Here is a 25182-nt window from a genome sequence, read left to right on the forward strand (position 1 = left end):
AGCCCCTCAACATCAGTCGAGGGGCTGTTGCGTGGCTATCGCAAAACTTATTCAGCCGCTTTGGTACGAATCAGGTAATCAAAGGCGCTCAGTGAGGCTTTCGCACCCTCGCCGCTGGCGATGATGATCTGCTTGTACGGAACCGTGGTACAGTCACCCGCCGCGAACACGCCTTTCAGGCTGGTTTCGCACTTGGCATCAATGATGATTTCGCCCATTTTGTTGCGCTCAACCGCGCCTTCCAGCCATGGAGTATTAGGCAGCAGGCCGATCTGAACGAAGATGCCGGACAGCGCCAGTTCGTGCGTGGTCTGGCTGGTACGGTCGATATACTGCAGACCGGTCACCTTGCTGCCGTCGCCTTTCACTTCGGTGGTCTGGGCATTCAGGATCACATCTACGTTTTTCAGGCTGCGCAGTTTATCCTGCAGCACCTGGTCAGCGCGCATTTCACCGGCAAACTCCAGCAGCGTCACATGTTCAACAATACCGGCCAGGTCAATCGCCGCTTCAACGCCGGAGTTACCGCCGCCGATAACTGCGGTGCGCTTGCCTTTAAACAACGGGCCGTCACAGTGTGGGCAGTAGGTGACGCCTTTGGTGCGATACTCTTCTTCGCCCGGCACACCCATGTTACGCCAGCGTGCGCCGGTCGCCAGGATGATGCTGCGTGATTTCAGTACCGCGCCGGAAGCAGTTTCAACCGCATGCAGGCCACCCACAGCAGCAGCCGGGATCAGCTTGATCGCGCTCTGGCTCTCAATCACATCAACATTGTAATCATCGACGTGAGCGCGCAGTGAGCCCGCCAGTTTTGCCCCTTCGGTTTTCGGCACAGAAATATAGTTTTCGATATCAACGGTGTCCAGCACCTGGCCACCGAAACGCTCGCCCATCAGACCGGTACGAATGCCTTTACGGGCAGAATAGATCGCTGCTGCTGCGCCCGCCGGGCCGCTACCGATAATCAGTACGTCATACGCATCACGCTTGTTCAGCTCTTCTGCGGCACGTTTGTCGGCGTTGGTGTCTACTTTGCTGACGATTTCCGCCAGGCTCATGCGACCCTGACCAAACTCTTTACCGTTGAGGTAAACCGCCGGCACGCCCATCACGTTGCGTTCCTGAATTTCATTCTGGAACAGGCCACCGTCAATCGCGGTGTGGCTGATGCGTGGATTCAGCACCGCCATCAGGTTCAGCGCCTGTACCACGTCAGGGCAGTTATGGCATGACAGCGAATAGTAGGTTTCGAAATGGAAATCGCCATCCAGCGCGACAACCTGATCCAGCAGGCTCTGCGCTTCTTTTGACGGATGCCCACCGGTCTGCAACAGCGCCAGCACCAATGAGGTAAATTCGTGACCCAGTGGCGAACCGGCAAAACGCGGACCGCTGTTCGAGCCTGGGTTAGTGATTAAAAACGATGGCTTGCGGACCTGACGATCGTTCTCTTCGCGGAAGCTGACCTTATCAGACAGGCCTGCGATATCGACCAACAGCTCACGGATCTCGGTTGATTTGGCACCCTCGTCCAGAGTGGCAATCAACTCAACAGGTTTGGTTAATTTCTCAAGGTAGGCCTTGAGTTGCGTCTTCAAATTTGTGTCGAGCATAGTGATATCCTGGTCAAAAAATCGGGTGCCGTGGCACCCGATGAGAGAAAGATCGAAAGGCCGAAGCGGGATTAGATTTTGCCAACCAGGTCCAGAGATGGAGCCAGTGTTGCATCACCTTCTTTCCATTTCGCCGGGCACACTTCGCCTGGGTGAGAAGCAACGTACTGTGCCGCTTTCACTTTGCGCAGCAGGTCAGACGCGTCACGGCCGATACCTTCAGCAGTGATTTCGATCGCCTGGATGATGCCTTCCGGGTCAACGATGAACGTACCACGGTCAGCCAGGCCTTCTGCTTCACGCATGATTTCGAAGTTACGGGTCAGCGCGCCAGTCGGGTCGCCGATCATTGCGTACTGGATCTTCGCGATGGTGTCTGAAGAACCGTGCCAGGCTTTGTGGGTAAAGTGGGTGTCAGTTGAAACGGAGTAGATATCTACGCCCAGTTTCTGGAACTCTTCATAGTGATCGGCCACGTCGCCCAGTTCGGTCGGGCAAACGAAAGTGAAGTCAGCCGGGTAGAAGAAGAACACACTCCATTTACCTTCAACGTCTTTCTCGGTTACGTCGATGAACTCGCCGTTTTTGAATGCTGCGTTTTTAAACGGCTTGATTTTGGTATTGATAATAGACATCTGATGGCCTCCGTTGAATTATGTGATGTACGTTACAGAATTTTCGGGCCAACATCTAATATGCAGTCGTTATCAATCAAATAAACGAAAGCTATCAAACGCGGAAAGCTGGGTGCTCTCTGGCCCGCGAGGCAGTGTACAGGGAATGCCGGGACAATTAACCCGCTTTATACTTTTCAAATCTTTTCGGCCAATCGCTGCTAGCTTTGTAAGACCGGAGATAAAGGGAGCTGACTTGTGGAGATTCGTCCGTTTACTGAAGCCGATCGGCCTTTTTTGCGTACGCTGTTTCTGGCGGCGCGGCGGCATAACTGGCGCTGGCTGGATGGCAGCGAGTGGCAGCTGGAAGATTTTGATAGTGTCATCCTCGGTGAAACCGTACTGGTGGCGGAATGTGACGGTCAGCGCGTCGGATTTGCCGGCCTGCTGGAGAATGATAATTTTCTGCACAGCCTGTATGTCGATCCCGACTGGCAGGGCCGCGGCGCAGGCAGCGCGTTGCTGGAAGCGGTTCAGGCGCGCTTTACCTCGACCGGGGCGCTGAAGTGCCTGACGAAGAACAAAGCGGCGCAGGCATTTTATCTGAAGCACGGCTGGAAGATGATTGCGCAGGGCGAAGGGGATCAGGGAGGCTATGTGCTGATGCACTACCCGCTGGCGTCTGAATACACCAGCGGGTCGGGTCGGGCTTAAAGTGCGCGGAAGGCGATGTCGCCAGGAATGACCTCGCCCTGCCAGTAAAGCTGGGCGGCGACCCGTCCGGCAAGCTGGCGGTAGAGCGCGGTGAATTCACTGTCCGGACGGCTGATCACCGTCGGCTGGCCCGCATCCAGATCTTCACGCAGGTTAATGTGCAACGGCAGCTGTGCCAGCAGCTGCGTGTGGTAATCAGCCACCAGCTTTTGCGCCCCGCCAGTGCCGAAAATCGGTTCGTGGAAGCCACACTGGCTGCAGATGTGCAGGCTCATGTTCTCGACCACGCCCAGCACCGGCACGCTGACTTTTTCAAACATCACGATGCCTTTGCGGGCGTCGATCAGCGCAATATCCTGCGGCGTGGTGACCACCAGCGCGCCGGTCACCGGGACATTCTGCGCCAGCGTCAGCTGGATATCGCCGGTGCCCGGTGGCATATCCAGCACCAGATAATCCAGCTCCGGCCACATCGTCTCGTTCAGCAGCTGCATCAGCGCTTTGCTGGCCATCGGCCCGCGCCACACCATCGCGTTATCGTCAGTCACCAGATAGCCAATCGAGTTGGTGGCCAGCCCGTGCGCCATAATCGGTGCCATGTGGGTGCCATCGGGTGAAGTTGGCCGTTCATGTTCGGTGCCCAGCATGTTGGGCACCGAGGGGCCATAGATATCGGCGTCGAGGATACCGACGCGCGCGCCCTCGGCGGCCAGCGCCAGCGCCATATTGACCGCAGTGCTGGATTTGCCCACCCCACCTTTACCTGAGCTGACGGCGATAATATTTTTCACGCCGTTAACGCCAGGCTGGTTTTTCACCCGCTTCAGAGTGGCGATATCATGGCTTAAACGCCAGTCAATCGCGCGCGTGCCGGTCAGGCGCAGCAGCTCGGCGCTGGTCTGCGCCTTCAGCTCTTCAAAGGCACTCGCCCAGGCGAACGGCATGATCAGCTCGATATGCAGCTTACCGTCCAGCTGTGCCACGTGATGCAACGCTTTCAGCGCGGTGAGATTCTGTTGCAGCGTCGGATGCTCAAAGCCTCTCAGTACGCCGACCACGATGGCGCGCAGCGCTTCAGGCGTATGCGGTTCCCGGGATTGTACTGTCATCCCCCACTCCTTTTTTATGCTGTTCTTACGCTGAGCTTCAGCGATGTATTTTCAATGATATCAGATGGCCACCGTTTCGCGGCGACTGCCGGTGGCGAATCCCTTGTGTTTACGCCAGCGGAGCCTTCGGTTACCATCTAAGCCCGTTTTTTCAATCAACAGAAAGCTACGCAAACTATGACTCAAGTCGCTAAAAAAATTCTGGTAACCTGCGCGCTGCCGTACGCGAACGGATCAATCCATCTCGGCCATATGCTCGAGCATATCCAGGCAGACATTTGGGTGCGTTACCAGCGAATGCGTGGCAATCAGGTTTACTTCATCTGCGCTGATGACGCGCACGGCACGCCGATTATGCTGAAAGCCCAGCAGCTGGGTATTGCGCCAGAGCAGATGATTGCTGAAATGAAACAAGAGCATGAAGCCGATTTTTCCGGTTTCAACGTCAGCTATGACAACTATCACTCAACCCACGGTGAAGAGAACCGCCAGCTGTCGGCGCTGATCTATGGTCGCCTGAAAGAGAACGGTTTTATTAAGAACCGCACCATTTCTCAGCTCTACGATCCGGAAAAAGGGATGTTCCTGCCGGACCGTTTTGTTAAAGGCACCTGCCCGAAATGTAAGTCTGCCGATCAGTACGGTGATAACTGTGAAGTCTGCGGCGCGACCTACAGCCCGACCGAACTGATTGATCCAAAATCGGTGGTCTCCGGTGCGACGCCGGTGCTGCGCGATTCAGAACACTTCTTCTTTGATCTGCCATCATTCAGCGCCATGCTGCAGGCCTGGACCCGTTCCGGTGCATTGCAGGATCAGGTCGCTAATAAGATGCAGGAGTGGTTCGAATCGGGCCTGCAGCAGTGGGATATCTCACGTGACGCGCCCTATTTCGGCTTTGAAATCCCGGATGCGCCAGGCAAATATTTTTACGTCTGGCTGGATGCGCCGATCGGCTACATGGGCTCGTTCAGGAACCTGTGCGACAAGCGTGGCGATATCGACTTCGACGAATTCTGGCGTAAAGATTCCACCACCGAGCTGTATCACTTTATCGGTAAAGATATCGTCTACTTCCACAGCCTGTTCTGGCCAGCGATGCTGGAAGGCAGCGACTTCCGCAAACCGAACAACCTGTTTGTCCACGGTTATGTGACGGTCAATGGCGCCAAGATGTCGAAATCGCGCGGCACCTTTATTAAAGCCAGCACCTGGCTGCAGCATCTGGATGCAGACAGCCTGCGTTACTACTACGCGGCAAAACTCTCTTCACGCATCGACGACATCGACCTGAACCTGGAAGATTTCGTTCAGCGCGTCAACGCTGACATCGTCAATAAAGTGGTGAACCTGGCGTCACGTAACGCCGGCTTTATCACCAAACGCTTTGACGGCAAGCTGGCGGCTGAACTGGCCGATCCGGTGCTCTATCAGACCTTTGTTGATGCGTCAGAGAAGATCGGTGAAGCCTGGGCGAGCCGCGAATACAGCCGCGCGATCCGCGAAATCATGGCGCTGGCTGACCTGGCAAACCGCTACGTTGATGAGCAGGCACCGTGGGTGGTCGCGAAGCAGGAAGGCCGCGACGCCGATCTGCAGGCGATCTGCTCGATGGGGATTAACCTGTTCCGCGTGCTGATGACCTGGCTGAAGCCGGTGCTGCCGTCGCTGAGCGCGCGCGCAGAAGGCTTCCTTAACTGCGAACTGAGCTGGGATGCGATTCCGCAGCCGCTGCTGGATCATCAGGTTGCGCCATTTAAAGCGCTCTACAGCCGGATTGAAATGGCGAAGGTCGAGGGTCTGATTGAGGCGTCGAAAGAGGATGCCGCCGCGGCCAGCGTCCCGGCGGTTAGCGGTCCGCTGGCAGATGCGCCGGTTGGTGACACCATCACCATCGATGACTTCGCTAAAGTCGACATGCGGGTAGCGCTGATTGAGCAGGCGGAGCTGGTCGATGGCTCAGACAAGCTGTTGCGTCTGCAACTCGACCTGGGTGGCGAGAAGCGTCAGATCTTCTCCGGCATTCGTGCGGCCTATCCCGATCCGTCGGTGCTGGTCGGCAAGATGACTATCATCGTTGCTAACCTGGCGCCGCGTAAAATGCGCTTTGGCATCTCCGAAGGGATGGTGCTGTCGGCGGGACCGGGCGGTAAAGATCTGTTTGTCCTGTCGGTAGACAGCGGTGCGGTACCGGGTATGCCGGTCAAGTAATCCCACACGCTTGACTCCCCTTACGCCAGGTTGCCGGTGCAAGGGGAGCTTCCGCTTTATCTCTGCAATTCAGCCGTCCGGTATTCCCTCCGTGCTTTTTGGTTTCTTCTCCGCTCTGCTTTGTCTGTTTAACGCTAACTCAGCCGAACCGTCGCGGCTTTTATGTGATCGCTAGCACGCTAAGCGGTTAATGCGTATGATGAAGAACAGTGAAAACAGGAGCCTGTCATGCTCACCGTGCTGTCTGTCTGCGGGCGCTACCTTCGTGCCTTTATCATCATTTATCTCTGCTTATACAGTGGCAACGGCATCGCCTCGCTGCTGCCGATAACCATTCCTGGCAGTATTCTCGGGATGCTGATTCTGTTTGCCCTGCTGGCGTCGCAAATCCTGCCGGTGAACTGGGTCAAACCGGGCTGCCATCTGATCATTCGCTATATGGCGCTGCTGTTTGTACCGATCAGCGTCGGCGTGATGAGCCACACCGATATTCTCAGCGCCCAGTTTGGTCCAATCGTCATCTCCTGCGTGGTCAGTACTTTTGTGGTGCTGGCGGTAGTCGGCGTCAGCGCCCACCAGTTGCACAGCCGCCGTCCGCTCCGGGAGCCGAACGATGAGTGATATCTGGTGGTCCCTGCCGCTGACCCTCGCGGCGTTCTTTCTGGCACGCAAGCTGGCGCTGACCCTGAAAATCTCGCTGCTTAATCCGCTGCTGGTGGCGATGGCGATCATCATCCCGATCCTGCTGCTGCTGCAGTTGCCCTACTCGCGCTACTTTGCCGGCAGTCAGATTCTTAACCAGCTGCTGCAACCGGCGGTAGTTGCGCTGGCGCTGCCGCTGTATGAGCAGATGCATCAGATTCGCGCCCGCTGGAAGTCGATCATTGGCGTCTGCTTTATCGGGAGCCTGACCGCCATGATATCAGGCACCGCTATCGCCCTGTGGCTGGGCGCCACGCCGGAAATTGCCGCCACCATTATTCCCAAATCAGTCACCACGCCCATCGCGATGGCGGTCTCCGGATCGCTGCACGGCATCCCGGCGATCAGCGCCATCTGCGTATTGATTGCCGGCGTGCTGGGGGCGGTGTTCGGGCATATGCTGCTGAACCTGCTGGGCGTCAAATCGAAAGCGGCGCGCGGTCTGGCGATCGGTAACGCCTCTCATGCGCTCGGAACCGCCCGGGCGGCCGAAGTCGATTATCAGGAAGGGGCGTTCAGTTCACTGGCGCTGGTGATTTGCGGCATCATTACTTCTTTGCTGGCACCGTTTATTTTTCCGTTACTGCTGCACTGGTTTGGCTAAAACTTTGCGATAGATCTCGCAAAGTTGAAACATGCAACACAGGTTGCATTGTCAGAGCGACGGGGATCACATATAAACCGGTGACTGGCATATCGCCCTGCTGAATTTAATGAGGCTCTCATGCATTCACGTTACCTCTCCGCCTTCGAGGCGTTGCCGTCAACCCTGCAAACCGCGCTGGCTCCGCTGCTGGACGCGCCTGACTTCCAGGCCGTGCTGCGCGCCGACCAGATCGCCTCGCTGCAGCAACAGACTCAGATGGACGCCGATGCGCTGGCGCTGGCGCTGCTGCCGCTGGCAGCGGCCTGTGCGGTGGCCACGGTGTCGCACTTTAACGTCGGGGCGATCGCCCGTGGCACCAGTGGTAACTGGTACTTTGGTGCCAACATGGAATTTGTCGGCACTCCGCTGCAACAGACGGTGCATGCTGAGCAAAGCGCGATTACCCACGCCTGGCTGCGCGGTGAACGCCAGCTGGAAACCATCACGGTTAACTACACTCCGTGCGGTCATTGCCGTCAGTTTATGAATGAACTCAACAGCGGTACCGGGATTCGTATCTCGCTGCCACAGCGCGCCATCAGTACCCTGGCTGATTATCTGCCTGACGCCTTTGGCCCGCGCGATCTCGACATCACCACCCTGCTGATGGATGCGGTCGATCACGGTTACAGCGCTGAGGGAGATGCGCTGGTGCAGGCCGCCGTAGCCGCCGCCAATGCCAGCCACGCGCCCTACAGCCAGTCACACAGCGGCGTAGCGCTGGAAACCGAGTCCGGCACCATTGTCACCGGTCGCTATGCTGAGAATGCTGCGTTTAACCCCAGCTTTCCGCCGCTTCAGGCCGCGCTGGTGCTGCTGAATATGCAGGGCGGACACAGCGGTCAGATAAAAAGAGCGGTGCTGGCAGAAGTCGAAAATGCCACGCTGAGCCAGTTTGCCGCCACGCAGGCAACCTTACAGACTTTTGGTTGCGCTGAGCTGCTGTCAGTAAAATTGCACAAAGGATAACCCACTGTCAGAAAGGCCACAGTTTTGTGACCTTTTATGAACAAATGCTGTACTTCTGCGGGAAATTTCATAGGATCTGGCGCCAGAATTCACGTCATGACAAATTACTCTGAATAATTCGGGTTGCAGGATGGCAGCAAGTACGTGAATGATTCGCAGCGGAGACCTGCCGCTGCACTGCTCCTGCAGCCTGAGCTATAACGGGTAAGTAAACTGGCGCTACCTTTCCGGCGTGACGCCAGACAACACTGCAACCGGAGCATTACTGCATGGAACTCGACTACGAAAGTAAACGCCCGCTCTACATCCCTTACGCTGGCCCGATTTTGCTGGAATTCCCCCTCCTCAATAAAGGCAGTGCCTTTAGCATCGAAGAACGTAACGAATTTAATCTCAATGGTCTGCTGCCCGAAGCGGTAGAGTCGATTGAAGAACAGGCGCAGCGTGCCTGGCGTCAGTTCCAGGACTTCAAAAACAATAACGATAAGCACGTCTACCTGCGTAACATCCAGGACACCAACGAAACGCTGTTTTATCGCCTGCTGGACAACCATCTCGAAGAGATGATGCCGATCATCTACACCCCAACCGTTGGCGCCGCCTGCGAACACTTCTCTGAAATCTATCGCCGGGCGCGCGGGGTGTTTATCTCTTACCCGAACCGCGACCGCATCGAAGATATGCTGCAGAACGCCACCAAACAGAACGTGAAGGTGATTGTGGTCACCGACGGCGAGCGCATTCTGGGTCTGGGTGACCAGGGCATCGGCGGCATGGGCATCCCGATCGGTAAGCTGTCGCTCTACACCGCCTGTGGCGGTATCAGTCCGGCCTATACCCTGCCGGTGGTGCTGGATGTCGGTACCAATAATCAGCAGCTGCTGAACGATCCGCTCTACATGGGCTGGCGTCATCCGCGTATTACCGGCGAAGAGTACGACGCTTTCGTTAATGACTTTATTCAGGCGGTTAAACGTCGCTGGCCGAAAGTGCTGTTGCAGTTCGAAGACTTCGCCCAGAAGAACGCCATGCCGTTGCTGAACCGCTATCGCGATGAAGTCTGCTGCTTTAACGACGACATTCAGGGCACCGCCGCGGTTACCGTGGGTACGCTGATCGCCGCCAGCCGCGCAGCTGGCAGCCGCCTGTGCGAACAGAAGGTGGTGTTCCTCGGTGCCGGTTCCGCCGGCTGTGGCATCGCCGAACAGATTATTGCCCAGATGAAATCGGAAGGCCTGAGCGATGAAGAAGCGCGCAGCCGGGTAATGATGGTGGATCGCTTTGGTCTGCTGACCGACAAGCTGCCTAACCTGCTCGATTTCCAGAGCAGACTGGTTCAGAAGAGCGAAAACATTCAGCACTGGGATGTCACCAGTGACGCGATTTCGCTGCTCGACGTGGTGCGCAACGCCCACCCGGATATTCTGATTGGGGTATCGGGTCAGCCAGGGCTGTTCACCGAAGAGATCATTCGCGAGATGCACAAACACTGCAAACGCCCGATTGTGATGCCGCTGTCGAACCCGACGTCACGCGTTGAAGCCACGCCAGCCGATATCATCGCCTGGACCGACGGTGCCGCGCTGGTGGCCACCGGCAGTCCGTTCTCGCCGGTCAGCTGGAACGGTAAAACCTACCCGATTGCCCAGTGCAACAACTCCTACATCTTTCCGGGAATTGGTCTGGGGGTTATCGCGTCAGGCGCCAGCCGCGTCACCGACACCATGCTGATGACCGCCAGCCGCGCGCTGGCCGACTGCTCGCCGCTGGTGAACGATGGCGAAGGTCCGGTACTGCCGGAAATCAAAGATATCCAGGGCGTGTCGAAAATCATCGCTATGGAAGTTGGCAAAGCGGCACAGCTGGCGGGTGTCGCCGTCGTCACCTCTGAAGATGTGCTGTCGCAGGCGATTGCCAACAACTTCTGGCTGCCGCAATACCGTCATTATCGTCGTACCTCGATCTAATCGTGCGCTGCCGGACCGATTCTGGTCCGGCAATGCTCAAAAAGAGACCAGCCAACCGGCACTAACTTGCTTCGCTGCGGCGGCTCAAGTAGCCTTGTGCCATCTCAAATTTCTGACATCGAGTCTCCAGGCGCATGCTGAAACGCGTTTTCATTGGACTGCTTTTCATCATCCTGCTGATGGTGGCGACGGCGCTTGGCCTTGATCGCTGGATCAGCTGGAAAACTGCGCCCTTTATCTACGAGAATGTCTCTTCACTGCCGCACCGCCAGGTGGGAGTGGTGCTGGGCACCGCCAAATATTATCGTACCGGGGTGATCAACCAGTATTACCTCTATCGGATGCAGGGTGCGCTCAACGCCTATAACAGCGGCAAAGTGAACTATCTGCTGCTGAGCGGTGACAATGCGCTGCAAAGCTACAACGAACCGATGACCATGCGCCGCGACTTAATTAAGGCAGGCGTGGATCCGGCGGATATCGTGCTGGACTATGCCGGTTTCCGGACGCTGGATTCGATTGTTCGTACCCGCAAAGTGTTCGATACCAACGACTTCATTATCATCACTCAACGCTTCCACTGTGAGCGGGCGCTGTTTATCGCCCTGCAGCTCGGCATTCAGGCGCAGTGTTATGCCGTGCCCTCGCCGAAAAACATGCTCAGCGTGCGTTTCCGTGAGGTCGGTGCGCGGCTGGGCGCGCTGGCTGACCTGTTCCTGCTGAAGCGAGAGCCACGCTTCCTTGGGCCGCTGGTGCCGATTCCGGCGGTACGTGAAGTGCCGGAAGATGCGCAAAGTTATCCGGCGGTGACGCCAGAACAGCTGCTGGATCTGGAGCAGAAGCTGCGTAAATAGCTCACGCACTGCGGCTTGTTACTATGTTGCTGGCTCCGGGAGCAGTTTCAGGCGCTCAGAAAGTCGCTTCAGACGGCTGACAGACCTGAACCAATTTCTGATTTGCCCTTATTCCCTGAGCCGTCCCGATCTCACCGTAACGACGCCAGCACTTTTTCCCATAAAAAAAGCGACCCGAAGGTCGCTCTGTTTTTCTGACTTCATCGCCTGCGCACTATTTTTTGCGCGAGTATTTCAGCGAATCCAGCGCCACGGCGAAGATGATGATGCCGCCTTTGATGATGTACTGCCAGTACGGGTTGACGCCGATATAGGTCAGGCCGTAGTTGATCACGGTGAAGATCAGTACCCCGGTCACCACGCCCGCCACGCTTCCGACGCCGCCGGCGAAGGAGACGCCGCCGACTACGCAGGCAGCAATCGCATCCAGCTCATACATAAAGCCGAGGTTGTTGGTTGCCGAGCCGATACGGCCCGCTTCCAGCATCCCGCCGAAGGCGTAGAACACGCCGGACAGCGCATAGATCATGATCAGGTTCAATGGCACGTTAACGCCAGAGACTTTCGCCGCTTCCGGGTTACCACCGATAGCAAAAATGTTTTTACCGAAGCGGGTTTTGTTCCACAGCACCCAGACAAACACAATCGCAATCACCGCGTAGAAGGTGATGAAAGAGAGTTTGAAGTCACCAAAGCGCAAAAACCCCTGGGCGAATTTCGAGAAACCGGCATCAAAACCGGCAATCGGTGAGGCGCCAACGAAATCGTAATAGAGCGAGTTAATACCGTAGACGATGATCATGGTGCCCAGAGTGGTAATAAACGGCGTCACCTTGAGGTAGGCAATGATTACGCCGTTTACCAGACCAATTACGCCGCCGATGATGCAGACGGTAAGGATCACCAGTGGAATTGGCACCGTATCCAGCGACGGGAACACCTTGTTGGCGTTGTCCATCGCCTGCAGCAGCGTGGCCGCGACCACCGCTGCCAGACCAACCTGACGACCGGCTGACAGGTCAGTACCCTGAGTGACGATCAGCCCCGCCACACCCAGTGCAATAATAATGCGCACCGAAGATTGGGTCAGGATGTTACTTAGGTTCATTAAACTTAAAAATGTCGGGTCCTGGAAAATAATAATAGCCAGCAATACCAGCAGAACGACATAAATGCCGCCCTCTTTTAACCAGGTTAGCGCATTCTTTTTTGTAGTCGCTTTCATGTTAACAGCCCTTGCTTCATTAAAGGTGTAATGACGCTAAACGCAATATTTCGTTCTGCGTGGTGGTTTTGGTATCAACAATGCCGGCAACCAGACCATTACTCATCACCAGAATACGGTCGGTAATGCCTAACAGCTCCGGCATTTCGGAAGAGATAATAATGATGCCCTTTTCTCTTTTCGCCAGCTCCGCAATCAGCTGGTAAATTTCGAATTTTGCCCCGACGTCAATTCCGCGTGTCGGTTCATCAAGCATCAGGATTTCAGGCTGGGTCAATAACCAGCGACCAATAATGACTTTTTGCTGGTTCCCACCCGAAAGCGAACCAATCTGCGTATGATGGCCCGGCGTTTTAACCCGCATAGAATCGATAACCCATTGGGTATCACTCTTCATGCGTTTATTATCCAGCAGCCCGATACTGTTTTTATATTTTTTGATATTGGAAATAAGCGAGTTAAAACCAATATCGAGAAAAGCATAAATCCCGGTCGAACGACGTTCTTCCGTTACCAGCGCAAAACCGTGGTTAATCGCTTCGTTGGCGCTGTGATTATTAATCGGTTTACCGTGCAGCTTAATGGTGCCGCCCGATTTTTCGCGAATGCCAAACAGCGTTTCGACGATATCGGTACGTTTAGCACCCACCAGCCCGGCAATGCCGAGAATCTCCCCTTTGCGCAGATCAAACGAGATGTCGCGAATTGATGGCTGACGCAAAGACGTCAGGTTACGCACCTCAAGAATGGTTTCACCCGGCACGTTGGTGCGGTCCGGAAAACGCTGGTTCAGTGAACGGCCGACCATCATCGAGATGATCTTGTCCATGTCCAGCCCGTCCAGCGGCTGGGTAGTGATCCACTGTCCGTCACGCAGAATGGTGATTTCGTCACACAGCTGGAAAATCTCTTCCATCTTGTGCGAGATATACACAATGCCGCAGCCGCGATCTTTCAGCTTACGAATAATGGTGAACAGATGATTAACCTCTTTCTCGGTTAACGAGGAGGTTGGCTCATCCATAATCACAATTTTCGCGTCATACGAGAACGCTTTGGCAATTTCAATCATCTGCATTTGCGACACGGAAAGATGCGCCACTTTGTCGCGCGGATCGATATCGATATCCAGCTCGTCAAAGATCGCCTTGGTGTCGTTATACATTTTGTCCTGATCGACAAAGAAGCCTTTACGGGGATAACGCCCCAGCCACATGTTGTCCATCACGGTACGCTGCAATACCAGGTTTAATTCCTGATGCACCATCGACACGCCGTTTTCCAGCGCCTCTTTGGAGCTTTTATAATCGATCTCTTTTCCCTGAAACAGAATACTGCCGGTATCTTTCTTATAAATACCAAACAGACATTTCAATAAGGTGGATTTACCGGCGCCGTTCTCGCCCATTAATGCATGAACAGAGTGAGGCCGCACTTTTAAATTCACATTATCTAACGCTTTAACGCCGGGAAATGATTTACTGACATTGGTCATTTCCAGCAGATATTCTCGCTGCGCGGTCGTATTATCACTGGCCATAATTTACCTGGCTAAAAAACGGTGGTGACGTAAAAAAGGCGCGACACTCGCCGCGCCCGGAATCGATATTATTTCTGGAACTGTGAGAGGTTTTCTTTATCAACCGGTACATAAGGTACGCGGACGATTTTGTCGACCATCTTGAAGTTAGTACCTTCGGTGGCGGCTTTGCCGTCAGCCAGGTTTTTCGCCATATCCAGCGTTGCTTTCGCCTGGTTTTCCGCATCATTCAGCACGGTACCGGCCAGTGCGCCCGATTTCACCAGCGCCAGCGCTTCTGGCAGTGCATCGACGCCGAACACCGGGATGGAGCTCATGTTGTGCGCTTTCAGCGCTTCAACCGCACCCATTGCCATCGCATCGTTGTTGGCGATGACCACTTCGATTTTTTTGGCATTCGGGCCTGACAGCCAGGCATCCATCTTATCTTTCGCCTGCGCGGTGTCCCACATTGCTGTGTCCATCGCTAACTGCTGGGTTTTCAGGCCATCTTTGTTCAGGGTGTCGATAACATATTTGGTACGCGCTTCAGCGTCCGGGTGGCCCGGCTCGCCTTTCAGCAGCACGAACTGAATCTGACCATCTTTGTTCAGATCCCAGGCCGGGGTCGCTTTCCAGTGCTTCTCAATCAGCTGACCCTGGATGATGCCGGACTCTTTAGAGTCGGTACCGACGTAGTAGGCTTTGTCATAACCGGCCAGCACTTTGGCGTTTGGCTCTTTGTTGAAGAACACCACCGGCACATCATTTGCGCGCGCTTTGTCTACCACTACCGCTGCTGCTGCCGGGTCAACCAGGTTAATCGCCAGCGCTTTCACGCCTTTCGCCATCAGTACGTCGATCTGGTCGTTCTGTTTAGACTGGTCGTTCTGCGAGTCATTCATCAGCAGCTGAATGCCACCGAGGGTTTTCGCTTCTTTCTCGATGTCTTTGCGCACCATCGACATGAAGTTGTCATCATATTTATAAATGGTCACGCCGATACGGGTGTCAGCTGCGTGAGCGGTTGCACCAAACATCATGCTGGCAACCAGTGCTGTGAGCGTGAAAACCTTCTTATTCATGGTATCTCCGGTTTTTTTATGCAGGGTCTTTTTAGCTCTGCCGCGCTACAGAGGCGGGAGAACAATCGGTAAAACTGATCGGGGAGGCGGAATAGACACAACGTTACGCTAAGCCGCTGAACCACCGTCCAAAATCTGACTTCCCTGTAGTCAAACGCTTCCGTAAATAGGAAATATGTTGTGAACCCTTTCATCCAGCGACTGAGACGGTGCCTGATGCGGTTAAGCGGGCGTTACATAATGTTTCAGTCCGGTAAGACGCTGCCATCATAGTGAGGGCAATGTTAATTAACTGTGAATGTAATCACAGATTGAAAACGGTTACATGGCTGAATCGCCTGAATTAGTGACGGACTCCACATTTTGCCGTTGCGCCACCGAATGACGGCGCACCAGGGTCGGCATAAAGATGTGCGTTGCGGTGTCATCCAGCAGCCCTGCCGCGCCCTGCAACGCCAGCTCAGTTGCCAGTTTTGCCATAGAAACAATGGGATAGCGCACGGTGGTCAATTGAGGATCGGTGTAACGCGAAATCGGGATGTCATCAAAGCCAATGACAGAAAAATGCTGTGGAACCTGAATGCCGTTGTCTTTCAACGCAGTGAGTGCGCCCGCCGCCATGCCGTCGTTATAGGCAAAGACTGCGCTCAGATTGAGATTACGCCCCAGCAGTTCGACCATTGCCGCTTCCCCGCCCTGCATATCCGGCTCGGCGCTGGCGATCCAGCTCTCCTGCGGCCGGATGCCCTGCTCCGCCATCGCCTGTAGCCAGCCTTCGCGGCGCTGGGCGACATCCTCAATCGGGTGGCTGGAGCAGAGGTAGCCAATCCGGCTATGTCCCTGTTGTAACAGCGTTCTTGACGCCATTAGTGCGCCGGTAACGTTGTCGAGACTGACGCTGCGATGTTCAAATCCAGGCACGATGCGGTTGATCACCACCATGCCCGGCACATGTTGCATAAACTCAGCCAGCTCGTGGTCTGAAAGCGTTTTCGCGTGTACCACCAGCGCGCTGCAACGTTGTCGGATCAGCACCTCGATTGCATGGCGCTCTTTCTCTTCCTGATGCCAGGAGTTGCTGATTAACACATGCTTGTGTACGCGCTGCGCCACGGTATCGACCGCTTTGACCAGCGCGCCAAAGAAGGGATCAGAAACATCCATCACCACCACGCCGATGGTGTCGCTGACCTGGGTGGCCAGCGCCTGGGCATTGGCGTTTGGACGATATCCCAGTGCATCAACGGCCTGTAACACCGCGTCACGGGTATCAGACGTGACGGCGCTACTGTTATTGAGTACGCGCGAGACGGTCGCCACCGACACGCCAGCCTGACGGGCAACATCACGAATCGTTATCATGCAGCAGTTCCAGAAAGGAAGAATAAGGCATCACGCCGGGTTGAACACCGGCGCTATTTTGTCAGGGGCGGGAGGCAGGCAGCGTGAATTGCGTCACATCAATGAAAACGGTTACATACAATTCTGTAACCTTTGTGATGGCGGTCATTATCTGGCGTTGTCAGTGACCGCAGGTTTACCGGCGGCCAGCAGCGTCAGACGCCGCCATAGCCACTCCAGCGGACCCTGAGCGAAGTAATGTAACCAGATGAGTGAAAACAGGATGTTAATCAGCCATACCGCGGGGACCATCATCACCAGTTGCAGGCGAGTGAAGTGCATGAACAGCCCGAAGCGATAGAACAGCGTGGTACAGATCAGGGTCTGTAGCAGATAATTGGTTAACGCCATGCGGCCAACGCACTGAATCGCATAGCAAATACGCCAGCGACTAATCCGCGACCAGTAACCAAGACAGAGTGCGGCATAGCCCAGGCTGATCAACGGGCTGGCCACATCACGCGGGGTTTGCAGATAAAAGCCGGTCCAGCGAAACTCCCAATGTAACAGCCATTGCGCTGCGACCCCGGCCACCGCAATCAACAGCCCCATCGTCAGCAGCAACGCTGCCGCCTGACGGTAATGCTGCGTTGAAAATTCGCCCGTCAGCCAGCCGCTGCGTAGCAGTGCGCCGCCAATCATCATCAGGCCGGCCAGCTGCCAGCCGTACTGCGCCGCCAGCGCCATCAGACCCGACGAGAGGTGATCGAGCCGGTTACTCACCGCTTCCCAGCCGCCGGTCAGTTTCCAGTACTGCTCATATTGCAGATCGGCCGCGCCCGGCAGCCAGGATCGGGTCGCCTGATGATCGGAAATCGATCCGAACACCAGCAATACGCCACAGCCGACCAGATAGAGCAGAATGCCGGTATTCATCAGGCTGCGGGTCGAGGGCACATCCTGCAACACCCGCCACACCACCAGGCCGATAATGCCGTAATCCAGCAGAATATCGCCTTCCCACAGCAACACCCCGTGCAGGAAACCGAAAAACACCAGCAGCGTCAGGCGTGCCGTCAGCCAGCGACTGCCGCGCGGCAGCTGCATTTGCAGGCCCGCACCAAACAGCAGCGCAAATAGGGTCAGGAATTTGAGTTGAGCCAGCGCGTCAGAAACCGCCCATGTCCAGGCGTCGGACAGCGTGACGCTGCCCTGCCAGGCAGGATTCAGGTAGGCGGCTGACGGCAGACCGAAACCGACAATATTAAGCAGCAGGATGCCGAGAATGGCACATCCACGTATGAAATCCAGCGCAAGATAGCGTTGCATGCGGCACCCTGAATTGACGATGCGGGCCGCTGAGTGCGCCCGCCGTTGACTCAACTATGGCGTACCGCGCGCAGAAATTCCTGGCGGGTATTCTGACTGGACTTGAACAGCCCACCCAGTGAGGTGGTCGTGGTGGCGCTGGTGGCATCTTTAACGCCGCGCGCTTTAACACAGTAGTGCACCGCGTCAATCGATACCGCGACGTTGTTGGTGCCCAGCAGCGTTTGCAGCGCGACCAGAACCTGCTGTGTCAGACGCTCCTGCACCTGCGGGCGCTGAGCGAAGAACTGCACGATGCGGTTAATCTTCGACAGACCAATCACCGTATCTTTCGGGATGTAAGCGACGGTCGCTTTGCCGTCGATGATCACGAAGTGATGCTCACAGGTGCTGGTCAGGGTGATATCACGCACCGTCACCATCTCATCAACCTTCATTTTGTTTTCAATGACGGTGATTTTTGGGAAGTTGGCGTAGTCGAGACCGGAGAACACCTCATCAACGTACATTTTGGCAATGCGGTGCGGGGTTTCGATCAGGCTGTCATCCTGCAGATCGAGATTCAGCAGCTGCATAATTTCGGTCATGTGGCCTGCAATCAGGCTCTTACGCGTTTCGTCATCGAGGTCGCGCGTCGGTGCACGTAACGGCGTTTCCAGGCCACGCGCTAACAGCGCTTCATGGACCAGGGCAGCTTCCTGACTTAAGGTGCTCATCGTACTCTTCTCCGGCTGGTGTTGCGCCCGCCGGTTAATGCCTGCGGGCCCTGTTACTGAGCGCGTATTGTGAAACTTTCTTTGCGGGGAATCCAGCAATCAATCAGATTGGTGATCAACCGGCATCGGCTGCGCGTCGCCAGACCAGCAGGCCGGCCCACACCAGACTGGCCCCCGCTACCCACAACGCCGGCTCCAGCCGGTGCAGCAGCGCGGTTGACAGAAACGACAGCAGCGGGCCGACCAGCTGCCCGACCGCATAACCGGTGGTCAGTAAACCGGCCATGTAACGCAAATGCTGCGGCGCCAGTTCACGTGCATAGAGCAGCGACAGCTGCACCACGCTGAGAAAGCCGCCGCCGACCAGCAGCGCGCCGATCAGCAAGCCACTGAAGCCTGGCAACAGCGCCGCCGCCAGTACACCCAGCGCCTGCGCCCACAGCACTAACGCCAGCCGCGCATGGCTGCTGCCCCAGCGCCGCGTCATAATGCCGATCACAATCCCGACCATCGCCGCCCCGCCAAATATCGGCCAGACAAACTGCGCGAACGCCCCGTCAGGAAAGCGTGCCGCCGCCATCTGCGACAGAAAGGTGGCAGGCAGAATGTAACCGAAGCCTGCCAGGCTGTAGCTCAGCACCAGCCGTTTCAGATTGCGGTTCAGCACCAGCGGTTCAGGTGCCTGATCCGGACGATGCAGTTCGCCCCGCCGCGGCAGATTACGGCTAATCAGCGCAATCAGCAGCAGCGCCAGCGCGCCGTAAGCAGCCCACGCCAGCGAGGCCGATACCTGGAAGCTGTGTAACGCCACCGCCAGCAGCCCGCTGACAAAAATACCGCAGCCCGGACCGGCAAACACTGCCGCCGATAAGCCGGCCCGGCCATGCCGGTGCAGCTGCTCATTGCTCCATGCCGCCACCAGCACCATCGCCCAGCCGCTGGCCCAGCCAATCAGGAAGCGAATCGCCCCGTGCAGCCAGGGACCGCTGACGCAGGCCGAGAGCAGCGTCAGGATCACCGCTCCCCAGACGCCAGCCAGTAACCGCAGCTCCACCCGGCGGTGCGCGCGCATCGCATCGAAGGAGCCACACAGATAGCCCAGGTAATTTAACGCCGCCACCAGACTGGCACTGGTCAGCGTCAACTGGTGCTCCTGAATCATCAGCGGAACCTGCGGCGTAAAGGCAAAGCGCCCGATGCCCATCGCCACAAATAAAGTTAAAAATGCGCTAAGCGCGACGCGTACCGCCATTGCTGAACTCCTGTCGTGATGGCCTGGGATCTTTTCTGACTTGCTTACAGCATGCAGGATGTTTAAACTCACGGAAAGTGAATAATATTAACCAAGTTGTTTACGAGAAGAGAAGATATGGATTTAGTTCAGCTACGTATGTTCTGTTCCGTCGCCGAAAGCGGTTCGCTGGCGCGCGCGGCAGAACAGCTGCATCGCGTACCCTCTAATCTGACCACGCGGCTGCGTCAACTGGAAGAAGAGTTAGGCGTTGATCTGTTTATTCGTGAGAAGCAACGCATTCGCCTGTCGCCAATGGGCCATAATTTCCTCAATTATGCGCAGCGTATCCTGGCGCTGAGTGACGAAGCGATGAGCATGACCCGCACCGGTGAACCGGCAGGTAACTTTGCGCTCGGCTCGATGGAGAGCACTGCCGCCACGCGGCTGCCCGGCCTGCTGGCAGCCTATCACCAGCGCTTTCCGAATGTGGCACTATCGCTGATCACCGGCACCTCTGGCGAGATTATCGATCGGGTGCGTGAAGGCACCTTAGCGGCTGCGCTGGTTGACGGTCCGGTTTCGCATGACGATCTCAACGGTTGCATCGCCTTCCGCGAGGAGATGGTGCTGATTACCGGACTCGATCACGCGCCGATTAACAGCGCGCGCGACGTGCAGGATGACACGCTGTTTGCCTTTCGCAACAGCTGCTCTTATCGGGTGAAGCTGGAGACCTGGTATCGCGACAGCCAGACCGCGCCCGACAACGTGATGGAGATTCAGTCCTATCACGCCATGCTGGCCTGCGTGGCGGGCGGCGCGGGGGTGGCGATGATCCCCGCCTCGGTGCTGAAGCAGATGCCGGACCGCTCACGGGTGCAGGCGCACACGCTGCCGCCGGGCTACCGCGATACCGCAACCTGGCTGATGTGGCGACGCGACGCGTTCACGCCGAATGTTGAAGCCCTGAAGTACCTGATCATCGAACAATTTGACGATCGTCCGCTCAACGATGAGCTGATCCATCCATTAGCGGCGGCGGAATAAGCGTTCCGCGCTATGTTTAAGAGCCTGGCGGGCCAGGCGTAACTGTTGCAGGCAGCCTGAACACGGCCAGCGCGGAACAACCGGAGCGTACACGGAGTACGTGAGGATTGTGAGCACTGCCCGGGTTCAGACTGGCAAATAAAATAGCCTGGAAGCCCAGGCTCTGAATCACCACCACCAACCGGACGCCTTCGCGCGTCACAATCTGACTGGAAGAGGGATTGCATGAATATGATCAAAACCCGTGCCGCTGTTGCCTGGGCTGCTGGCGAACCGCTGAAAATTGAAGAAGTGGATTTAATGCCGCCGCAGAAAGGTGAAGTACTGGTACGCATCGTGGCGACCGGCGTTTGCCATACCGATGCCTATACCCTGTCCGGCACCGATCCTGAGGGCGTTTTCCCGGCGATCCTCGGCCACGAAGGCGGCGGCATCGTTGAAGCCGTCGGCGAAGGCGTCACCAGCGTCGAAGTCGGCGACCATGTGATCCCGCTTTACACCCCGGAGTGTGGCAAATGTAAATATTGCCTGTCTGGCAAAACCAACCTCTGCCAGGCGATTCGTACCACCCAGGGCAAGGGTCTGATGCCCGACGGCACCACCCGTTTCTACAAAGACGGCAAGCCGATTTTCCACTATATGGGCACCTCAACTTTCTCTGAGTACACGGTGATCCCGGAAATTTCGCTGGCGAAGATCAGCAAAGAAGCACCGCTGGAAGAAGTCTGCCTGCTGGGCTGCGGCGTTACCACCGGCATGGGCGCGGTGATGAATACCGCCAAAGTGAAGGAAGGCGATACCGTGGCGATCTTTGGTCTCGGCGGCATTGGCCTGTCTGCGGTCATCGGTGCCAAAATGGCGAAAGCCGGTCGCATCATTGCCATCGACATCAACACCAGTAAGTTCGATCTGGCGCGCAAGCTGGGTGCCACCGATCTGATTAACCCGAAAGATTACGATAAGCCGATTCAGGAAGTGATTGTTGAGCTGACCGATGGCGGCGTCGATTATTCGTTTGAATGTATCGGTAACGTCAACGTGATGCGCTCCGCGCTGGAGTGTTGCCACAAGGGCTGGGGCGAATCCGTGATTATCGGCGTGGCCGGCGCGGGTGAAGAGATCTCAACCCGTCCTTTCCAGCTGGTGACCGGTCGCGTCTGGCGCGGTTCGGCGTTTGGCGGCGTCAAAGGCCGTTCACAGCTGCCCGGCATCGTGCAGGATTATCTCGACGGCAAGTTTGCGCTGAATGATTTCATCACCCACACCATGCCGCTGGAACAGATTAACGACGCCTTTGATTTGATGCACGAAGGAAAATCGATCCGCTCGGTAGTGCACTTTAACAAGTAATCAGGAGGCGTTATGGCATCCACTCTGGAGCTTCTGGAAGAACATCGCATTTTTGGCGGCTGGCAGCAGCGCTGGCGTCATCAGTCGGCGGTCCTCGACTGCCCGATGACCTTCAGCATCTACCTGCCGACTCCGCATGGTGATGCGCCACCGCCGGTGGTCTGGTTTCTCGCCGGGCTGACCTGTAATGATGAGAACTTCACCACCAAGGCCGGGGCGCAGCGGGTTGCCGCCGAACTGGGCCTGGTGCTGATCATGCCGGACACCAGCCCGCGCGGCGAAGGGGTGGCGAATGATGAGGGCTACGATCTCGGTCAGGGCGCGGGTTTTTATCTCAACGCAACCCAGCAGCCGTGGGCCAGCCATTTTCGGATGTTCGATTATCTGAGCAGTGAGCTGCCGGCGTTGATCGCCGATAACTTCAAGGTCAGCGAGCGTCAGTCGATTATGGGTCATTCGATGGGTGGCCATGGCGCGCTGATGCTGGCGCTGCGCCTGGGCGGCCGCTTTGCCTCGGCATCCGCCTTTGCGCCGATTGTGAATCCGATGGATGTGCCGTGGGGACAGAAAGCGTTTCAGGCTTATCTGGGCGACGATCGCGCCGCCTGGCGTGAATATGACAGCTGTCAGCTGATGGCGCAGGTCTCGCATCGGCTGCCGATGCTGATCGATCAGGGCGACAGCGATCAGTTCTTAGCCGATCAGCTGCAGCCGGAGCGGCTGGAGTCGGTGGCGCAGGAGACGGGCTTCCCGCTGACCCTGCGCATTCAGCCGGGTTACGATCACAGCTACTTCTTTATCGCCAGTTTTGTTGAAGATCACCTGCGCTTCCACGCGCAGCATCTGCTGGCCCGCTAATCTTCACCTCATCTTCCCGCGCCGGGAGGATGAGGTGCTTCTTCCTTGCTGCTGACCGCCCTCTCGCACCTGATTACACCAGCGCGTCGTGCACCAGTCCGTCGATCATCACCTGCGGCATTCCGCGGCTACAGTGCTCAATCCGTCCTTCAACACCATACACCTGAGCCAGCGTGGCCGGTGTAATCACCCGATCCGGCTGACCTTCGGCCACCAGACTGCCCTGCTTCAGCATTAACGCATGCTGAGCGTGGCGCAGCGCGATATTGATGTCGTGCACCACCACCACCGTAACCATGTTGCGCAGTGCGGTTTCGCGCCGCACCAGATCCATCACGTGGAACTGGTAATTCAGATCGAGCGCGCTAAGCGGTTCATCCAGCAGCAGCAGCGAGGGGCGACGGATCAACGACTGCGCCAGCCCGACCAGCTGCTTCTGCCCGCCCGACAGCTGATCGAGGTAGCGCATCGCCAGGTGGGCAATCCCCAGCTGTTGCAGCAGATGCATCACTTCCGCTTCGCTGTTGGCGCTGTGCAGGCCACCGGAGGCGCGCTGCGCCACGATAATCGACTCCAGCACGTGCAGATGCACCCCGGCCGGCAGCGACTGCGGCAGATAAACCACATGCTTTGCCCGCTGTGCAAACGGCTGGGTCATCAGGTTTTCGCCGTTGAGCCACAGTTCACCACGGCCTTTATTCAGGCCGGCCAGCGCCCGCAGCAGGGTCGATTTGCCGCAGCCGTTTGGCCCGAGCAGCACGGTAATCTCACCGCGCGGCAGCGGCGCGATATTCAGGTTTTCAATCACCTTGTGCTTAGGATAACCGGCGCTGAAACCGCGTAAGGTCAGACCCTGTTGCATCAGACTGTCCCCCGATGACGCAAAATAATACTCAGGAAGAACGGCACGCCAATCAGCGAAGTGACAATGCCGACCGGAATGATCACGCCGGGGATCAGGTTCTTCGAGGCGACAGACGCCAGCGACAGCACCAGCGCCCCCACCAGCGCACTGGCCGGCAGATAAAAGCGATGATCCTCACCGAACATCATGCGGGCGATATGCGGTGCTACCAGGCCAATAAAGCCGATCGGACCGACAAAGGCCACCGCCAGCGCAGAGAGAATACTGATGCGCAGTAAGGTCGCCAGCCGCAGACGGCGCACATCAATGCCAAAGCTTATCGCGCGGTCTTCGCCTAAGCGCAGCGCCGTCAGCTTCCAGCTGCTCAGCAGCGAAAACGGCAGCAGAATGGCCAGCGCCACGGTCAGCACGCCCAGCTTCTCCCACGAGGCGCGCGCCAGACTGCCCATGGTCCAGAACACCAGCCCCTGCAGCGTGTCTTCGCTGGCGATAAACTGCATCATCGAAACCAGCGCATTAAAGGTGAATACCAGCGCGATACCGAACAGCACCACGCCAGCCGAAGAAACCTGCGTCCAGCGGGTCACCGCATCCAGCATCAGGGCGGCAAACAGCGCAAACACGAAGGCGTTGGCGGAGATCAGCCACTGGTCAGGAACGCCGGGAATACCGATGCCGAGAATGATCGCCAGCGCGGCACCAAAGGCCGCCGCAGACGAGACGCCAAGGGTAAACGGACTGGCAAGCGGGTTATTCAGGATGGTCTGCATTTCTGCCCCTGCCAGGCCGAGCGACAGGCCGACCACGATCGCCATCAGCGCATACGGCAGGCGAATGTCCCAGACGATAACCCGGGTTCCGGCATCGACGCTAGCGGGGCTAAGCAGGGTATTCCACAGCGTCTGCAGTGACAGGCCCGCCGGGCCGAGAGTAAAGTCGAGGATCAGAGAGGCGAGAATCGCCAGCAGCAGTACGCCAATCCACATCATGCGACGCCGCAGTACCTGATGATAGTTTTGCACGCTGTGCTCAGGCGATTCAGTGCCTGTCAGCAGCGAAGATTCTGTCGTCATGTTTAACCCTGTTGTGACTATCCGGTCAGAAAACGCAGCCACAATAGTGCAGGTGATAATAATTATCAATTCGTGAGCATAAGCGAGGCGTGAAAAAAGCAGAAAAAAGCGCGTTAACAGGCAGGATACTGACTCAGG

Annotated in this window: 22 protein-coding genes; 10 read left to right on the forward strand and 12 right to left on the reverse strand. The window is 56.7% G+C overall.

The window, feature by feature from the left end; genetic code table 11:
- Positions 1–47: 47 nt before the first annotated feature.
- Complete coding sequence (gene ahpF / locus AC6I8D_RS13450; protein WP_312055459.1) at positions 48–1616, reverse strand: alkyl hydroperoxide reductase subunit F; 1569 nt, start codon at positions 1614–1616, stop codon at positions 48–50.
- Between the two features lie 71 nt (positions 1617–1687).
- Positions 1688–2251, reverse strand: coding sequence for an alkyl hydroperoxide reductase subunit C (gene ahpC, locus AC6I8D_RS13455; protein ID WP_010617942.1), 564 nt, complete (start codon positions 2249–2251; stop codon positions 1688–1690).
- Between the two features lie 237 nt (positions 2252–2488).
- Between ahpC and AC6I8D_RS13460 the strand changes: the two genes are divergently transcribed.
- Entirely contained in the window at positions 2489–2944 is a 456-nt protein-coding gene (locus tag AC6I8D_RS13460) for a GNAT family N-acetyltransferase (RefSeq protein ID WP_312760303.1), read from the forward strand.
- On the opposite strand, the gene apbC is transcribed toward AC6I8D_RS13460, so the two are convergent.
- Positions 2941–4053, reverse strand: a complete 1113-nt coding sequence (gene apbC / locus AC6I8D_RS13465; protein ID WP_312055457.1) for an iron-sulfur cluster carrier protein ApbC — start codon at positions 4051–4053, stop codon at positions 2941–2943. The two genes, AC6I8D_RS13460 and apbC, sit on opposite strands and share 4 nt — an antisense overlap.
- 177 nt (positions 4054–4230) lie before the next feature.
- Between apbC and metG the strand changes: the two genes are divergently transcribed.
- The 6 genes from metG to sanA all read left to right on the forward strand — a co-directional run bounded on the left by metG (position 4231) and on the right by sanA (position 11402).
- A complete protein-coding gene (metG, locus tag AC6I8D_RS13470) occupies positions 4231–6264 on the forward strand; it encodes a methionine--tRNA ligase (protein ID WP_497820340.1) in 2034 nt (677 codons plus the stop codon).
- A 228-nt stretch (positions 6265–6492) separates the two neighbouring features.
- Positions 6493–6885 (forward strand): CidA/LrgA family protein, encoded by a 393-nt coding sequence (locus AC6I8D_RS13475; protein WP_031377136.1) that lies wholly within the window; start codon positions 6493–6495, stop codon positions 6883–6885.
- On the forward strand, positions 6878–7570 hold the full coding sequence (locus AC6I8D_RS13480) for a CidB/LrgB family autolysis modulator (RefSeq protein ID WP_031377135.1): 693 nt from the start codon (positions 6878–6880) through the stop codon (positions 7568–7570). Before AC6I8D_RS13475 ends, AC6I8D_RS13480 begins: the two co-directional genes overlap by 8 nt.
- 120 nt (positions 7571–7690) lie before the next feature.
- Complete coding sequence (gene cdd / locus AC6I8D_RS13485; RefSeq protein ID WP_312760307.1) at positions 7691–8581, forward strand: cytidine deaminase; 891 nt, start codon at positions 7691–7693, stop codon at positions 8579–8581.
- Positions 8582–8850: 269 nt separating this feature from the next.
- Positions 8851–10548 carry an NAD-dependent malic enzyme gene (locus AC6I8D_RS13490; RefSeq protein WP_312055454.1) on the forward strand — a complete coding sequence of 566 codons (1698 nt, stop codon included), beginning with the start codon at positions 8851–8853 and terminating at the stop codon, positions 10546–10548.
- Positions 10549–10682: 134 nt separating this feature from the next.
- Positions 10683–11402 carry an outer membrane permeability protein SanA gene (gene sanA, locus AC6I8D_RS13495; protein WP_312055453.1) on the forward strand — a complete coding sequence of 240 codons (720 nt, stop codon included), beginning with the start codon at positions 10683–10685 and terminating at the stop codon, positions 11400–11402.
- Positions 11403–11616: 214 nt separating this feature from the next.
- Here sanA and mglC read toward each other — a convergent pair whose 3' ends face one another.
- From mglC to AC6I8D_RS13530, 7 genes are all read right to left on the reverse strand, one after another.
- The gene (gene mglC, locus AC6I8D_RS13500; protein WP_312055452.1) at positions 11617–12627 is read right to left on the reverse strand and encodes a galactose/methyl galactoside ABC transporter permease MglC; all 1011 of its coding nucleotides are present in this window, start codon (positions 12625–12627) and stop codon (positions 11617–11619) included.
- Between the two features lie 19 nt (positions 12628–12646).
- Positions 12647–14167 (reverse strand): galactose/methyl galactoside ABC transporter ATP-binding protein MglA, encoded by a 1521-nt coding sequence (mglA, locus tag AC6I8D_RS13505; protein ID WP_312055451.1) that lies wholly within the window; start codon positions 14165–14167, stop codon positions 12647–12649.
- A 68-nt stretch (positions 14168–14235) separates the two neighbouring features.
- Positions 14236–15231: a galactose/glucose ABC transporter substrate-binding protein MglB gene (mglB, locus tag AC6I8D_RS13510; RefSeq protein WP_312055450.1), complete on the reverse strand. Its 996-nt coding sequence runs from the start codon at positions 15229–15231 to the stop codon at positions 14236–14238.
- A gap of 321 nt (positions 15232–15552) precedes the next feature.
- A complete protein-coding gene (gene galS, locus AC6I8D_RS13515; protein ID WP_312055449.1) occupies positions 15553–16593 on the reverse strand; it encodes an HTH-type transcriptional regulator GalS in 1041 nt (346 codons plus the stop codon).
- Between the two features lie 147 nt (positions 16594–16740).
- Positions 16741–17901: a DUF418 domain-containing protein YeiB gene (gene yeiB / locus AC6I8D_RS13520; RefSeq protein WP_497820341.1), complete on the reverse strand. Its 1161-nt coding sequence runs from the start codon at positions 17899–17901 to the stop codon at positions 16741–16743.
- A gap of 50 nt (positions 17902–17951) precedes the next feature.
- Positions 17952–18617, reverse strand: coding sequence for a GTP cyclohydrolase I FolE (gene folE / locus AC6I8D_RS13525; RefSeq protein ID WP_031377128.1), 666 nt, complete (start codon positions 18615–18617; stop codon positions 17952–17954).
- Positions 18618–18732: 115 nt separating this feature from the next.
- Entirely contained in the window at positions 18733–19869 is a 1137-nt protein-coding gene (locus AC6I8D_RS13530) for a YbfB/YjiJ family MFS transporter (protein WP_312760312.1), read from the reverse strand.
- A 117-nt stretch (positions 19870–19986) separates the two neighbouring features.
- Here AC6I8D_RS13530 and ptrR point away from each other — a divergent pair, with 117 nt between their 5' ends.
- The 3 genes from ptrR to fghA all read left to right on the forward strand — a co-directional run bounded on the left by ptrR (position 19987) and on the right by fghA (position 23106).
- Positions 19987–20898 (forward strand): putrescine utilization regulator PtrR, encoded by a 912-nt coding sequence (ptrR, locus tag AC6I8D_RS13535; protein WP_497820342.1) that lies wholly within the window; start codon positions 19987–19989, stop codon positions 20896–20898.
- A 225-nt stretch (positions 20899–21123) separates the two neighbouring features.
- The gene (locus AC6I8D_RS13540; RefSeq protein ID WP_031377125.1) at positions 21124–22248 is read left to right on the forward strand and encodes an S-(hydroxymethyl)glutathione dehydrogenase/class III alcohol dehydrogenase; all 1125 of its coding nucleotides are present in this window, start codon (positions 21124–21126) and stop codon (positions 22246–22248) included.
- 12 nt (positions 22249–22260) lie between these two features.
- Positions 22261–23106 carry an S-formylglutathione hydrolase gene (gene fghA / locus AC6I8D_RS13545; RefSeq protein WP_312759692.1) on the forward strand — a complete coding sequence of 282 codons (846 nt, stop codon included), beginning with the start codon at positions 22261–22263 and terminating at the stop codon, positions 23104–23106.
- A 73-nt stretch (positions 23107–23179) separates the two neighbouring features.
- Here the strand turns inward: fghA and AC6I8D_RS13550 are convergent, their stop codons facing one another.
- Positions 23180–23968: an ABC transporter ATP-binding protein gene (locus tag AC6I8D_RS13550; RefSeq protein WP_312055444.1), complete on the reverse strand. Its 789-nt coding sequence runs from the start codon at positions 23966–23968 to the stop codon at positions 23180–23182.
- Positions 23968–25044, reverse strand: a complete 1077-nt coding sequence (locus AC6I8D_RS13555) for a FecCD family ABC transporter permease (RefSeq protein ID WP_312759688.1) — start codon at positions 25042–25044, stop codon at positions 23968–23970. The genes AC6I8D_RS13550 and AC6I8D_RS13555 overlap by 1 nt, the downstream gene beginning before the upstream one ends.
- Positions 25045–25182 lie beyond the last annotated feature (138 nt).

It is taken from the genome of Pantoea sp. X-Soil-MYKO-1785 (genome assembly GCF_059730675.1).

Coding starts and splice junctions, on each gene's coding strand:
- AC6I8D_RS13530 (WP_312760312.1), bottom strand. CDS start 19,869: ATGGCGGTACGCGTCGCGCTTAGCGCATTTTTAACTTTATTTGTGGCG.
- ahpC (WP_010617942.1), bottom strand. CDS start 2,251: ATGTCTATTATCAATACCAAAATCAAGCCGTTTAAAAACGCAGCATTC.
- AC6I8D_RS13555 (WP_312759688.1), bottom strand. CDS start 25,044: ATGACGACAGAATCTTCGCTGCTGACAGGCACTGAATCGCCTGAGCAC.
- yeiB (WP_497820341.1), bottom strand. CDS start 17,901: ATGCAACGCTATCTTGCGCTGGATTTCATACGTGGATGTGCCATTCTC.
- AC6I8D_RS13540 (WP_031377125.1), top strand. CDS start 21,124: ATGAATATGATCAAAACCCGTGCCGCTGTTGCCTGGGCTGCTGGCGAA.
- metG (WP_497820340.1), top strand. CDS start 4,231: ATGACTCAAGTCGCTAAAAAAATTCTGGTAACCTGCGCGCTGCCGTAC.
- mglA (WP_312055451.1), bottom strand. CDS start 14,167: ATGGCCAGTGATAATACGACCGCGCAGCGAGAATATCTGCTGGAAATG.
- mglB (WP_312055450.1), bottom strand. CDS start 15,231: ATGAATAAGAAGGTTTTCACGCTCACAGCACTGGTTGCCAGCATGATG.
- galS (WP_312055449.1), bottom strand. CDS start 16,593: ATGATAACGATTCGTGATGTTGCCCGTCAGGCTGGCGTGTCGGTGGCG.
- AC6I8D_RS13550 (WP_312055444.1), bottom strand. CDS start 23,968: ATGCAACAGGGTCTGACCTTACGCGGTTTCAGCGCCGGTTATCCTAAG.
- AC6I8D_RS13490 (WP_312055454.1), top strand. CDS start 8,851: ATGGAACTCGACTACGAAAGTAAACGCCCGCTCTACATCCCTTACGCT.
- fghA (WP_312759692.1), top strand. CDS start 22,261: ATGGCATCCACTCTGGAGCTTCTGGAAGAACATCGCATTTTTGGCGGC.
- AC6I8D_RS13480 (WP_031377135.1), top strand. CDS start 6,878: ATGAGTGATATCTGGTGGTCCCTGCCGCTGACCCTCGCGGCGTTCTTT.
- cdd (WP_312760307.1), top strand. CDS start 7,691: ATGCATTCACGTTACCTCTCCGCCTTCGAGGCGTTGCCGTCAACCCTG.
- ptrR (WP_497820342.1), top strand. CDS start 19,987: ATGGATTTAGTTCAGCTACGTATGTTCTGTTCCGTCGCCGAAAGCGGT.
- folE (WP_031377128.1), bottom strand. CDS start 18,617: ATGAGCACCTTAAGTCAGGAAGCTGCCCTGGTCCATGAAGCGCTGTTA.
- apbC (WP_312055457.1), bottom strand. CDS start 4,053: ATGACAGTACAATCCCGGGAACCGCATACGCCTGAAGCGCTGCGCGCC.
- ahpF (WP_312055459.1), bottom strand. CDS start 1,616: ATGCTCGACACAAATTTGAAGACGCAACTCAAGGCCTACCTTGAGAAA.
- mglC (WP_312055452.1), bottom strand. CDS start 12,627: ATGAAAGCGACTACAAAAAAGAATGCGCTAACCTGGTTAAAAGAGGGC.
- AC6I8D_RS13475 (WP_031377136.1), top strand. CDS start 6,493: ATGCTCACCGTGCTGTCTGTCTGCGGGCGCTACCTTCGTGCCTTTATC.
- sanA (WP_312055453.1), top strand. CDS start 10,683: ATGCTGAAACGCGTTTTCATTGGACTGCTTTTCATCATCCTGCTGATG.